The sequence below is a fragment of the Pseudomonas sp. GV047 genome, assembly GCF_003058245.1.
GTDB classification, from domain to species: domain Bacteria; phylum Pseudomonadota; class Gammaproteobacteria; order Pseudomonadales; family Pseudomonadaceae; genus Aquipseudomonas; species Aquipseudomonas marginalis.
Genome location: NZ_QCWA01000005.1, coordinates 159601 through 173092, shown reverse-complemented (window position 1 = coordinate 173092; position 13492 = coordinate 159601). Strand labels below are relative to the sequence as shown.

The window sequence follows — 13492 nt, the reverse complement described above, 5'->3', positions numbered from 1 at the left end:
TCAGCGCGAATAGTAATGTATCGCAATTGATAGAAAGTCTTGTTCACCCTATATTCCGCGGCCTCACCTCCTTGGGGAAAGGACACGTCATGTCGCGCACCACCACAAAAACACCTGTTGGCTCACCCCGCATGCTGGCTTCGGCCATCGGCGTTGCGCTCAGCGCCAGCTCTGTCGCCCATCTGGCGCAGGCGGCCGAAGACACTGAACAAAAAGGCCAGCGCAACAGCATCGCCCTCGGCGCCACCAGCATCACCGGCGAAGAACAGGACAACACCGCGTACCAGGTCGAAAAAGCCTCTTCGCAAAAATACACCGCGCCGCTGGTGGACACGCCGCGCTCGGTGACCGTGGTGCCACAACAAGTCCTCAAGGACACCGCCGCCACCTCGTTGCAGGATGCCCTGCGCACCGTACCGGGGATTACCTTCGGCGCCGGCGAGGGCGGCAACCCCCAGGGCGACCGTCCATTCATCCGTGGTTTCGACGCCCAGGGCGACACCTACCTGGACGGCGTGCGCGACACCGGCGGCCAGAGCCGTGAAATTTTCGATATCGAGTCCATCGAAGTCAGCAAAGGCCCGAACTCCTCCTTCGGCGGTCGTGGCTCGGCCGGTGGCAGCCTCAACCTGGTGAGCAAGACTCCGCAAGCCCGGGACTTCACCAACGGCGGCTTCACTTACGGTTCCGACCAGACCCGCCGCTATGTACTCGATGTGAACCGTCAGTTCCTCGACGACAGCGCCGCGTTCCGCCTGAACCTGATGAGCCACGAACAGAACGTGGCCGGCCGTGACGCGGTCAATTACGACCGCTGGGGCGTGGCCCCATCGCTGACCTTCGGCCTGGGCACGCCGACCCGCGTCAACCTCAGCTACTACCATATGGAAAGCAATGACCTGCCGGATTCGGGCATTCCGTATGGCTACAGCTCTTCGACCGCCACCACTCATGCGCACGACAAACCCACCGACGGCGGCGACAGCAATAACTTCTACGGTCTCAAGGACCGTGACTTCCGCAAGACCCGCGCGGACATCAGCACGTTCTCCATCGAGCACGACCTGAACGACGACATGACGCTGAAAAACACCCTGCGCCATGGCAGCACCGGTCAGGACTACGTGCTCACGCAGCCGGACGATAGCCAACGCAACGTCAACCGTTTCGGCACGGTGTGGCGTCGCGCGAACACTCGCGTCTCCACCACCACGACCACCACCAACCAGACAGATCTGTTCGGCAATTTCCAGGCGCTTGGCTTCAAGCACAGCTACTCCACCGGCCTGGAATTCACCGGCGAAGAAACCCGCGTCAGCGGTTACACCGTCACACCGAACAGCAACCCGACGTGCACCGTGGCCGGCGGCGGCCGGGGTGGACAGTGCACCTCGCTGAGCAACCCGAATCCGGACGACGCCTGGACCGGCAGCATCGCGCGCAATTACAACGGCACCAACACCAAGGCCACCAGCCGTGCCGCCTATGTGTTCGACACCATCGAACTCGATCCGAAATGGCTGCTGAACGTCGGCCTGCGCTACGACACCTTCGACACCGAAGCCAACACCAACGCCGTACCGACCTCGACGGTCAGGGCGCGCAGCAAGGTCAAGGACGACAGCCAGTTCTTCAACTGGCAGGCCGGCCTGGTCTGGAAGCCTTTGGAGAACGGCAGCATCTACACCTCCTACGCGACCTCGGCCTCACCGGCAGGTGGACTGGTGGGCGAAGGGGTCGACAGCAATGCGATTCCTACCGGCATCAACACCAGCGACCTCAAGCCCGAAGAAACCGTCAACTACGAGCTGGGCACCAAGTGGGACCTGTTCCACAACCGCCTGTCCCTGTCTGCCGCAGTGTTCCGTACCGAGAAGAAAAACACCCGCATCCTGGTGGACTCCAACACCTACGAAACGGCAGGCGAGTCGCGGGTCGATGGCCTGGAACTGTCCGCCAGCGGCAAGATCACCGAACAGTGGCAAGTCTTCGCCGGCTACAGCTACCTGAAAGCCGAGCTGGTTGACCCAGGCAAAAACGGCAACCGCCAGGGCGTCGTCCAGGCCGGTTCCAACAAAGGCAACCAAATGCCCAACACGCCGGAGCACTCGTTCAGCCTGTGGACCACCTATAACGTGACCCCGAAGCTGACCATCGGCGGTGGCGCGTTCTACGTCGATCAGGTTTACGGCGATGCGGCCAACACCGTGTATGTGCCCTCCTACACCCGCTACGACGCCATGGCCAGCTATAAGCTGAGCAAAAACGTCGACCTGCAATTGAACGTGCAGAACCTGACTGACAAGACCTATTACGACAAAGCCTACGCCTCGCACTTCGCCAACCAGGCGGCGGGCCGCACGGCGCTGCTGTCCACAAGCTTCCACTTCTAAACGGTCAGCAGCCCACAAAGCCCCACGCATCGGATGCGTGGGGCTTTTGCGTGTCAAACAGAATGTTTCTCGACAACCCACGGCATAATGCGCGCCGTGCCCTACATATTCAGATAGACGAGGCGGTCCGACGTGTTGAAGAAAACCCTGTTCCAGTTGCACTGGTTCTTCGGCATCACTGCCGGGCTGGTGCTGGCCTTGATGGGGATCACCGGGGCTGCGGTCTCGTTTCAGGATGAGATCCTGCGGGCGCTCAACCCAAGCGTGTTGAGCGTGGAGAAACGCGAAGCCGGCGTGCTGCCGCCCGCCGAGCTGGTGCGCAAGCTGGAAGCCACCGAAGGCAAGACCGTGTCCATGCTGTGGGTGGAAAGCGAAAGCGGCAACGCCGCCCGCGTGTTCTTCACCCCGCCGCCGGGTGAGCGCCGTGGCCAGATGCGCTATTTCGACCCCTACACCGGCGACTACATGGGCGATGCGGTCGGCCAGGATGTACTCGGCTTTATCCTGCAACTGCACCGCTTCCTGGCCATGGGCGAAACCGGCCGGCAGATCACCGGCGCCTGCACGCTGATCCTGGTGTTCTTCTGCCTGTCCGGCCTGTACCTGCGCTGGCCGCGCCAGGTTGCCAACTGGCGTGCCTGGCTGACGCTGGACTGGCGCAAAAAGGGCCGCAGCTTCAACTGGGATTTGCATTCGGTGTTCGGCACCTGGTGCCTGCTGGCCTACCTGCTGGCGGCACTGACCGGCCTGTCCTGGTCCTACGACTGGTACAGCCAGGGCCTGACCAAACTGCTGTCCGACGCGCCGCAGAATGAACGGATGCGCAAGCGCGGCCCACCGCCCGCAGGCCCGGCACCAGTGGCCAACTACGACGCGATCTGGAGCAGCATCTACAGCAACGCCGGCCCAGGCTTGAGTGCCTATAACATCCGCATGCCAGCCGTCGCCGGGCAACCCGCCATTGTCTATTACCTGCTCAAAGACTCCCCCCACGACCGCGCACTGAACCAGATCAACCTGGACCCGGCCACCGGCGAGGTCAAATCCCATGACACGTACGCCGGCAAAACCTTCAAGTCGCAGTTACTCACCAGCATCTACGCGCTGCACACCGGCAGTTATTTCGGCCTGGCGGGGCGCATTATCCTCACCGTCAGCTCGCTGCTCATGCCGTTGTTCTTCATCACCGGCTGGCTGCTGTACCTGGACCGTCGGCGCAAAAAACGCCAGGTACGCGACGCACGCAAAGGCCTCAGTGCCAACCACAGTGATGCCCCGGCCTGGCTGATCGGTTTTGCCAGCCAGAGCGGGTTTGCCGAGCAACTGGCCTGGCAGACCGCCGGACAATTGCAGGCGGCTGGCCTGCCGGTGAAGGTGCAGCCTCTGGGCAGTGTCAGCCAGGACGACTTGCGCCAGTCGGAAAATGCGCTGTTCGTAGTCAGCACCTTCGGCGACGGCGAAGCCCCCGACAGCGCCCGCGGTTTCGAGCGCAGCGTGCTCGGCCAGGATCTGTCACTCAAAGGCCTGAACTACTCGGTGCTGGCCCTGGGTGATCGCCAGTACCAACACTTCTGTGGCTTTGCCCGGCGCCTGCATTTCTGGCTGACCCACCAGGGCGGTAACCCACTGTTCGCCCCGGTGGAAGTGGACAGCGGCGACAGCGCCGCCCTGCTGCACTGGCAACAACAGCTTGGACAGCTGACGGGCCAGGCACCCGTCGCCGCCTGGCCGACCGCCCAGTATGAAAACTGGACGCTGAGCCAGCGCACCCTGCTCAACCCCGGCAGCGCCAGCTCGGACGTCTACCTGCTGGGCCTCACATCGCCATCGAAACAAAACTGGCTGGCCGGCGACCTGGTGGAAATCCTGCCGCGCAATTGCCCGTGGGCCATCGAGCACTTCCTCGAAGGCCTGGGGCTGATCGGCACTGATGGCGTGCTGATCGACGGCCTGCCACACACCCTCAACCAGGCCCTTGCGACCCGCCAACTGCCGGACAACCGGGCGCACCTGGTCGGCCTGCACGCTCAAGCGCTGGTGAACGCGCTCGCACCCCTGGGCATGCGCGAATACTCCATCGCCTCGATCGCCAGCGACGGCGTGCTGGAATTGATCGTGCGCCAGGAACGCCACCCCGACGGCAGCCTGGGTGTGGGCTCGGGCTGGCTCACCGAACATGCGGCCATTGGCTCGGCAATCAGCCTGCGCCTGCGCCGCAACAGTGGCTTCCACCTGCCGGAGGCGCCGGTGCCATTGATCCTGCTGGGTAACGGCACCGGCCTGGCCGGTTTGCGCAGCCTGCTCAAGGCGCGCATTGCCGATGGCCAGCAGCGCAACTGGCTGCTGTTCGGCGAACGCTCCATCGCCCACGACTACCTGTGCCGGGACGAGCTGCAAGGCTGGCTGGCCAGTGGTGACCTGGCCCTGCTGGACCTGGCGTTTTCCCGGGATCAGGAGGAGAAAATCTACGTGCAGGACCGCCTGCGCGAATCCGCCGATGTCCTGCGTAAATGGCTCGCGGACGGCGCGGCGATTTATGTGTGTGGCAGCTTGCAGGGGATGGCGACGGGCGTGGACCAGGCGCTGGTCGACATCCTCGGGAATGAGACAGTGGAGCGCTTGATCGAACAAGGGCGCTACCGCCGGGATGTCTACTGATGTGATCCAATGTGAGAGGGGGCTTGCCCCCTCCCACATTTAGATTGCATTTCAGGTCAGACCGGTTGCAGCTTCTGTTCGAATACCGAGACCCCATCCAGGTCGCGCAAAATCACGGTCAACTCCGCTGTCTGCCCGTCAATCTGCACTTCGCCAAAAAACTGAAACCCGGCAAACGGCGAGGTGTTCTGCGCCGGCGGGGCCTTCTCGAACACCACCTCAGGGCCAAAGGTTTTATCCAAGGGATTCGGACCGAAGCTGCCCGCATTCAGAGGCCCGGCGACAAACTCCCAGAACGGCTCGAAATCCTGGAACGCCGCCCGATCCGGGTGGTAGTGATGGGCCGCGCAGTAATGCACATCCGCCGTCAGCCACACATGGTTGCGCACTTTCTGCGCGCGCAGAAAGCCGAGTAATTCGGCGATTTCCAGCTCGCGGCCCTGCGCCGGGCCTGGGTCATTGTTGGCAATGGCTTCCCAGCGCGGTACGCCGGGGCTGACTTCGCCGTCGGGCACGCCGAGGCCGATGGGCATGTCGGCGGCGATCACCTTCCACTGGGCCTGGGAGGCCTTGAGTTCGCGCTTGAGCCAGTCCAACTGCTCGCGGCCGAGGAAGGGTTTTTCACCACCCAGGTTGTCATCGTTGGGACCGCGATAGCTGCGCATGTCGAGCACGAATACATCCAGCAGCGGGCCATAACTGAGCTTGCGATAAATCCGCCCGCCGCCGTCCGCGCTTTGCCGGCGCATGGGTGAATACTCCAGCCAGGCCTGGCGTGCGCGGCTCACCAAGGTGTTGATGTCCTTGGTCTGGTAGCGCTCGTCGAGTTGCTTGCCGGGCGACCAGTTATTCACCACTTCATGGTCATCCCACTGCCAGATCTGCGGCACTTCGGCATTGAAGCGGCGCACGTTTTCGTCCAGCAGGTTGTAGCGGTAGTTGCCGCGATACTCGTCGAGGGTTTCGGCGACCTTGCTCTTGGCTTCGGTGGTGATATTGCGCCAGATGCGCCCGCCTTCGGTGGGCAATTGCGCGGGCACCGGGCCATCGGCGTAGATGGTGTCGCCGCTGTGGATAAAGAAGTCCGGCAGGCGCAGGCGCATGGCTTCGTAGATGCGCATACCGCCGATGTCAGGGTTGATGCCAAAGCCTTGGCCGACGGTGTCGCCGCTCCACACAAAACGGATGTCGCGGCGTTGGTGCGGCACGCTGCGCAGGTGGCCGAACCACGGCTCGCTGGCGACGCCGGTCTGGGCGTCTTCAAAGTGCACGCGGTAGAAAATCGCCTGGTCGGCGGGCAGTCCGGTGAGTTCGACGCGGGCGGTAAAGTCGGTGCGGTTGTCGGCCAGGGGCGAAACAAATCGACGCGGGTTGCTGAATACGCTGCGGGTGTCCCACTCCACCACCATCTTCGCCGGGCGGTCGCTGCGGCTCCAGATCATCGCGCGATCACCGAGCAGGTCGCCGGACTGCACGCCGTCGGTGAGTTGCGGCCGGTCCTTGACCGACGCGATCACCGCCGGGGCCAGGCCCGGCAGCAACAGGCCGGCGCCGACGACTTGCATCACGCGGCGACGGCCGAGATCGAAGTGGCTCATGCAGGTGCCCTCTTGAGTATCAAAAGGGCCACTAAAGCATGCGCTTATGACACCGGTGCGACAGCCAGCTCCACCGCTTCCGGACGCTTAATCAGCGCATACACCAAACCGGTCAGCAGGCTGCCGGCAACGATTGCCAGCAGGTACAGCAGCGCATGGTTCATCGCATTCGGGATCACCAGCACAAACAGGCCGCCGTGGGGCGCCGCCAGTTTGCAGCCGAAGTACATCGACAGCGCCCCGGTCAACGCGCCACCGGCGATGCTGGCGGGGATCACGCGCAATGGGTCCTTGGCGGCAAACGGGATCGCGCCTTCGGAGATAAAGCACATGCCCAGGATCATCGCGGCCTTGCCGGCCTCGCGTTCGGTCTGGGCGAACTTGCGTCGCGCCAGGAACGTGGCGATGCCCATGCCGATTGGCGGCACCATGCCGGCGGCCATGGTCGCGGCCATCGGTGCACCGCTCTGTGCCGCCAGCAAGCCGACGGAAAACGCATACGCCGCCTTGTTGATCGGCCCGCCCAGGTCGACACACATCATGCCGCCCAACAGGATGCCCAGCAGCACCGCATTGGTGGTGCCCATGGTCGCGAGAAAATCGGTCAGGCCCGTGAGCATGCGCGCCACCGGCGGCCCCACCAGGTAGATCATCGCCAGGCCCGTGAACAGGCTCGCCAGCAACGGGATGATCAGGATCGGCTTGAGTGCTTCCAGGCTCTGCGGCAACTTCACCGCACGGGTGATCAGCTTGACGCAATAACCGGCGAGAAACCCGGCGAAAATCCCGCCGATAAAACCGGCTCCCAAAGTGCCCGCCAACAGGCCACCGATCATGCCGGGGGCAATGCCCGGGCGGTCGGCAATCGAGTAAGCGATGTAACCCGCCAGCAGCGGCACCATCAGCATAAAGGCGCGGTCGCCGACGGTTTTCAGCGCGGCCGCCAACGTGCCTTCCTGCTCAAACGCATGGATGCCGAACACGAATGACAAGGCGATCAGCAAACCGCCCGCCACCACCATCGGCAACATGAACGACACACCGGTCAGCAGGTGTTTGTAGACGCCGGTTTTTTCTTTCTTGGCCACAGTACCGCTGGCGGCACTTTCCACCGCGCCTTCGGCCAGGGCTTTGTTGAGGGTCGCCTCGGATTGCTTGAGCGCAATACCGGTGCCGCAACGGTAGATCTTCTTGCCGGCGAAACGCTCGGTGGCCACTTCAATGTCGGCCGCCAGCAGCACTACGTCGGCATTCGCGATGGCCTCGGGGCTCAACGGCGTACGCGCACCGACCGAGCCCTGGGTCTCGACCTGCAAGTCATAGCCCAGGCGCTTGGCCGTCTGCTGCAAGGCTTCGGCGGCCATGAAGGTATGCGCCACGCCGGTCGGGCAGGCGGTAATCGCGACGATACGCGGCGCATGCTTCGACGCAGCCGCTGCCTGGCTGACGACATACTCCTGGGCTTCTTCAGCGCCCCGGCGCAACACCGCTTCGACATCCGCCAGCGCCTGGGCCGGTGTGCTCTGGAACACCCGCTTGCCGACAAACCGCTGCATATCCACCGCCGTGCTGCTGACCAGCAACACCCATTCGGCAGCGTCGATGGTGGCCTGGGACAACTGGCGCTCCGGGCGCTGTACATCCACCACCTCGACGCTGGTGCTCCAGCCCTGGCGTTGCGCGGCGGCGTCCAACAAGCGGGCGCACAGCACACTGGTGACCATGCCGTTGGGGCAGGCGGTAACAATGGCTAACTTCATGACAATCCCTCTTATTGTTCTGTCAGCGGGCGTACAGCGACGCCGCTTTCAAGACGCGCCAGCTGCGCGGCGTCGCGGATGCCGAAACCGATCTGTGTCACCGCCATGGCGGCAATTGCCGTGGCGCGACGCAGGGTTTGTTCAGGCGCTTCAGACTCAAGCAAACCATGGAGCATCCCGGCCAGCAGCGAATCGCCGGCACCTACCGTACTGGCCACCGTCACCTTGGGCGGCGTGGCATGCAGGGTGGTGGCCCGGCTGTACCAGCTCACGCCCGCGGCACCGTCGGAGACGACCACATGCTCAACACCCTGCTGATGCAGTTGGCTGATGACGTTGGTGGCATCGCCCAGGGCATCGGCGAGCTCTTCGGTATTGGGTTTGATCAACCACGGGGCCGCCTTGAGACCGGCACGCAGCGCCTCGCCGCTGGTGTCCAGGGCGACTTTCAAGCCCAGACGCTTCAGGTGTTCCAACAGCCCCTGCAACCACTGTGGGCTGACGCCACACGGCAAGCTGCCGGCGACGACCACCGCATCATGGCCCGGCGCAATGCGCGTCAATTGGTCGAGCAACGCCTGCTGCGCCTGCTCACTGACCAACGGCCCCGGCGCATTGATATCGGTGACCCGGCCGTCCTGCTCGGCAATCTTGATATTGCTGCGGGTTTCGCCGGGCACGCGGATAAACGCGTCGGCAAAACCACGTTGTGCAATCAGCGCCTCGAAGGCTTGGGGATTGTCCTCGCCGAGAAAACCGCCCACGGTCACTTGATGGCCCAGGTCGGCCAGGACTTGCGCCACATTCACGCCCTTGCCGGCGGCATGGGTGAGCAGGGTTTCGCTGCGGTTGACTTCACCCGGCTCCAGGTGCGCCAGGCGTACCGTCAGGTCCAACGCCGGGTTCAGCGTCAGGGTCAGAATCCTTGCCATCTACACGGCCTCCACAAGGGCACGCACCTCGGCGGGCGAACCCACCGCCAGTGCTTTTTGCGCCAGGCCCTGGGCCTCGCTCAGACTGAATTCACGCACCCGCGCCTTCACTTCGGGAATGCTGCGGGCCGACACGCTCAACTCATCCACACCCAGGCCGACCAGCACCGGCACCGCCAGCGGGTCCGCCGCCAGTTCGCCGCACACCCCGACCCATTTGCCATGGGCATGGGCCGCACGCACGGTGATGTCGATCAGTTGCAGCACCGCCGGGTGCAGGCCATCGGCCTGGGCCGACAAGGTCGGGTGGCCACGGTCGATGGCGAGGGTGTACTGGGTCAGGTCGTTCGTGCCGACACTGAAGAAGTCCACTTCCTTGGCCAGCACCGGCGCCAACAGCGCGGCGGACGGGATTTCGATCATGATCCCCAGTTGCAGGTCGGCCACCGGGATTTCCAGGCGCAGGCGTTCGGTCATGTCGCGGGCCGCACGCCATTCATCCACGCTGCCGACCATGGGGAACATGATGCGCAACGGGCGGTTATCCGCCGAGCGCAGCAGTGCGCGTAATTGCGCTTCCATGATCTGCGGGCGTTGCAGGGTCAGGCGAATACCGCGTACGCCGAGGAAGGGGTTTTCTTCCTCGGCAATCGGCCAATACGGCAGCGGTTTGTCGCCGCCCACATCGAGGGTGCGCACCACCAGCGGGCGGCCACCGAGGCCGTCGAGCACACGGCGGTACTCGGCTTCCTGGGTGGCTTCGTCCGGGGCTTGGGGGTGGGCCATGAAAATCAGTTCGGTGCGCAGCAAACCAATGCCTTCGGCGCCCTGCTCCACGGCGCTGGCCACACCGGCGCTTTCGCCGATATTGGCGAACACCTCCACGGCGTGACCATCGCGGGTCAGCGCCGGCTCGTGGCGCTGGGCCGAGGCGGCCTGCAAGCGTTGCTCACGGGTATCGCGCTCGACGGTGGCACGTTGCAGGGTGGCTGCATCGGGGTCTACATGCAGGCGACCGCGCTGGCCATCCAGCAACAACGGCGTGCCGGCGGCCAGCAGCAATACCGCCGGGCCGGCACCGACCAACGCGGGAATACCGAGGGCCCGCGCGACAATGGCGCTGTGGGCGGTTGCGCCGCCACGGGCGGTGAGGATGCCGGCGACACGGGCCGGGTCCAGGCGTGCGACGTCGGAAGGGCCGACTTCGTCCATTACCAGGATGTAGGGTTCGCTCGGCTCCTGGGCGGTTTCAACGCCGCACAATTGCGCCAGCACCCGGCGACCGATGTCGCGCAGGTCGGCGGCGCGCTCGGCAAGCAACGCGTCCTGCAACGATTCCTGCTGCCTGGCGGCGGCTTCGATCACGCTCATCCACGCCGCTTGTGCGCTTTCACCTTGCTTGAGACGGGTGTCGACTTCGTCGGTGAGTTCCGGGTCGTCGAGCATTTCCTGGTGGGTGATGAAAATCTCGCGGATGGCTTTGGCCTGGCTGCGTTCGATCAGGCCCTGGATATCCCGGCGCACATCGGCCAGGGCATCCTGCAGGCGCTGGCGCTCAATGGCCGAGGACTCACCGCGCAAGGGGTAATCGAACACCTGTTGAATCTGGATATGTGCAGGACCAATGGCAATGCCCGGCGCCGCAGCGATGGCCTGGAGCTGGCTGCCGGCCTGTGGCGCGCTGATCACTGGCGCAATATCAAGGGCTTCAGGCTGTGCGCTCACGGTCGGCAGTGGCTCGACCTCTTCGCCCAGGCCCTCTTCGACAGCGGCCAGCAGCGCGGGCAACGCATCGCCGGCAATCGTCGGTTCAGCAACAAATTCCAGCACCTGGCCACGCCGGGCGCCAAGGCTCAGCAGCTTGCTCAGGCTCTTCACCGACACGGCGCCTACCGGGCCGTCAACGATGCGCACGCGGATGTCGCCTTCAAAACTTTTGGCCAATTGCGCGAGGATCTTCGCCGGCCGTGCGTGCAGGCCGTGGGCGTTAGCCAGGGTGATGCGGGCGCTGGGCCAGTCAGCTGGCAGCTCGCCGCCAAGCACTTCGAGCACCGCGCGGCTGCTGGTGGCGCGGCCCAATTCCTGGCCACGGCCTTCAATCAACAAGGCGCACAAGCGTTCAAGCAAGGCCTGATGGGCTTCACCCAGGCTGGCCAGGCAGAACAGACCGTTTAGGGGCTGGCCGAGATAGCGCATGGGCTTGTCGGGCGTAACAAACGCCAGGCCCGGGCGCTTGACCGTCTGCTCGCTGTGCAGCCACCACAGGCCATCACCCAGGGGCAGCGCATCGACCTGCTGCAGCACTGCGGCAAACCCATTGCTGACGCAATCGGCCTGGCGCAGCAGGCGTGCGCCTCTCCAGACAAGCTCTTCGAAGTCATCGGCAGACACGCCCAGGCTGATCATCTGCGCGTCCAGCGCCAGCTCCTGGGGTGCGCCCTGCAGCAGTTTCAGCAAGGCTTCAGCCGTGCCGGCGCGGCGCAACGCCTGGCCCAGGTCGGTTTCACCGAGGGCGCGGGTGAGCAGTTGCAGCAGGCGCAGGTGTTCGTCGGATTTGGCGGCAATACCAATGGCCAGGTACACAATCTGCCCATCGCCCCAGTCCACCCCTTCGGGGAACTGCAACAGGCGCACGCCGGTGGAAAACACCTGGTCGCGGGTTTCGGGGGTGCCATGGGGGATGGCAATACCTTGGCCAAGAAAGGTCGAGCCTTGGGCTTCACGGGCTTGCAAGCCGCTGAGATATCCCTCGGCGACCAGGCCATCGGCCACCAGTTTGTCAGCGAGCAGGTGCAGGGCAGCAGATTTATCCACAGCCACCTGGCCCATGGAAATCTGCTCTACAGTGAGCTCAAGCATGCCGTTCTCCTAGTTAGTGCGATGGACGCACTAGGTATTGTTTTGAATAAAACAGTGTAATGGTGTTCCGGGACAGCTGACCGAGTAGTCAATTGGCAGTAGGCACTCAGTGGCTAACGTCGTAAAAATACGCTGGCTGAAACGTTTAATCTAGAATTTATGGCAGGTTACGCGTTAATTGCGCATCCTTGAAGGACCACTCGGCACTTGAGCTGAGACATTAGTCGTGTGCAGGAATCGGTTACGATTGGACAAAATGTCGGGGCGAGCTCCAAAAAACAAGGAAATCCCGGTTTGAAACTCAGTGATATCGCACGTCTGGCCGGTGTGTCCGTGACCACCGCCAGCTATGTCATCAATGGCAAAGCCGCACAGCAACGCATCAGCAGCGCGACCGTCGAGCGCGTGCGTGCCGTGGTTGAAGCCCATGGCTTTACGCCCAACCCCCAGGCCGCCGGGCTGCGCAGCCGGCATACCCGTACCCTGGGGTTCATCCTCCCGGATCTGGAAAACCCCAGTTACGCACGCATCGCCAAGCTGCTGGAGCAAGGTGCACGGGCCCGCGGCTATCAGTTGCTGATCGCCAGCTCAGACGATGAAGCCGACAGCGAGCGCCAACTGCTGCAACTGTTCCGCGCCCGCCGTTGCGACGCGCTGTTCGTCGCCAGTTGCCTGCCGGCCAGCGATGACAGTTACCGCGAGCTGCAAGCCAAGGGTTTGCCGGTGATTGCCATCGACCGGGTGATGGGGGCGGACCAGTTCTGCTCGGTGGTCAGCGACGACCGCCAGGCCTGCCAGCAATTGACCAGCAGCTTGCTGCAACCGCTGCCCAAGCAGATCGTGCTGATTGGCGCGCGGCCCGAGCTGAGCATCAGCCAGGAGCGTGCGGCCGGTTTCCGTGAAGCGCTCGGCGGTTTCACCGGCGAGGTCATCGTCGAACACGGCGAAGCCTTCAGCCGCGACTGTGGCCGACAGCTGATGGAGCAACTTCTGCATCAACTGGGGCACTTGCCTGACGCCTTGGTGACCACGTCCTACGTGCTGCTGCAAGGCGTGTTCGACGCACTGCATGACTTCCCGCTCAAGTCACGCCCGCTGCGCCTGGGCACGTTTGGTGACACCCAGTTGCTGGACTTCCTGCCGCTGCCGGTCAACGCCATGGCCCAGCAACATCAGCTGATTGCCGACACCGCCCTGCGCCTGGCCCTGGCCGCCATTGAAGAAGAACAATACCAACCGGGCGTGCACGCCATCGGCCGGACCTTCAAGCAGCGTATCCACGAGGCCTGAGC

At 63.8% G+C, this 13492-nt stretch carries 7 protein-coding genes; 3 read left to right on the top strand and 4 right to left on the bottom strand.

Annotated features, from left to right (window positions below):
- Positions 1-89 precede the first annotated feature (89 nt).
- Both C8K58_RS14510 and C8K58_RS14505 read left to right on the top strand, forming a co-directional pair.
- The gene (locus C8K58_RS14510) at positions 90-2393 is read left to right on the top strand and encodes a TonB-dependent siderophore receptor (RefSeq protein ID WP_108573882.1); all 2304 of its coding nucleotides are present in this window, start codon (positions 90-92) and stop codon (positions 2391-2393) included.
- A gap of 132 nt (positions 2394-2525) precedes the next feature.
- Positions 2526-5051, top strand: a complete 2526-nt coding sequence (locus tag C8K58_RS14505) for a sulfite reductase flavoprotein subunit alpha (RefSeq protein WP_108573881.1) — start codon at positions 2526-2528, stop codon at positions 5049-5051.
- Between the two features lie 56 nt (positions 5052-5107).
- Here the strand turns inward: C8K58_RS14505 and C8K58_RS14500 are convergent, their stop codons facing one another.
- The 4 genes from C8K58_RS14500 to ptsP are packed head-to-tail and all read right to left on the bottom strand — an operon-like array spanning position 5108 to position 12200.
- Positions 5108-6649 (bottom strand): alkaline phosphatase, encoded by a 1542-nt coding sequence (locus C8K58_RS14500; protein WP_108573880.1) that lies wholly within the window; start codon positions 6647-6649, stop codon positions 5108-5110.
- 44 nt (positions 6650-6693) lie between these two features.
- Positions 6694-8409, bottom strand: a complete 1716-nt coding sequence (locus C8K58_RS14495; RefSeq protein WP_108573879.1) for a PTS fructose-like transporter subunit IIB — start codon at positions 8407-8409, stop codon at positions 6694-6696.
- A gap of 11 nt (positions 8410-8420) precedes the next feature.
- Positions 8421-9341 (bottom strand): 1-phosphofructokinase, encoded by a 921-nt coding sequence (gene pfkB / locus C8K58_RS14490; RefSeq protein WP_027604872.1) that lies wholly within the window; start codon positions 9339-9341, stop codon positions 8421-8423.
- Positions 9342-12200, bottom strand: a complete 2859-nt coding sequence (ptsP, locus tag C8K58_RS14485; RefSeq protein WP_108573878.1) for a phosphoenolpyruvate--protein phosphotransferase — start codon at positions 12198-12200, stop codon at positions 9342-9344.
- Positions 12201-12494: 294 nt separating this feature from the next.
- Here ptsP and cra point away from each other — a divergent pair, with 294 nt between their 5' ends.
- Positions 12495-13490, top strand: coding sequence for a catabolite repressor/activator (gene cra / locus C8K58_RS14480; RefSeq protein WP_027604874.1), 996 nt, complete (start codon positions 12495-12497; stop codon positions 13488-13490).
- The last annotated feature ends 2 nt before the right edge of the window (positions 13491-13492 follow it).

Excerpts from the sequence above, each read along its gene's own strand:
- C8K58_RS14500 (WP_108573880.1), bottom strand. The coding sequence starts at position 6,649 with ATGAGCCACTTCGATCTCGGCCGTCGCCGCGTGATGCAAGTCGTCGGC.
- ptsP (WP_108573878.1), bottom strand. The coding sequence starts at position 12,200 with ATGCTTGAGCTCACTGTAGAGCAGATTTCCATGGGCCAGGTGGCTGTG.
- pfkB (WP_027604872.1), bottom strand. The coding sequence starts at position 9,341 with ATGGCAAGGATTCTGACCCTGACGCTGAACCCGGCGTTGGACCTGACG.
- C8K58_RS14510 (WP_108573882.1), top strand. The coding sequence starts at position 90 with ATGTCGCGCACCACCACAAAAACACCTGTTGGCTCACCCCGCATGCTG.
- C8K58_RS14495 (WP_108573879.1), bottom strand. The coding sequence starts at position 8,409 with ATGAAGTTAGCCATTGTTACCGCCTGCCCCAACGGCATGGTCACCAGT.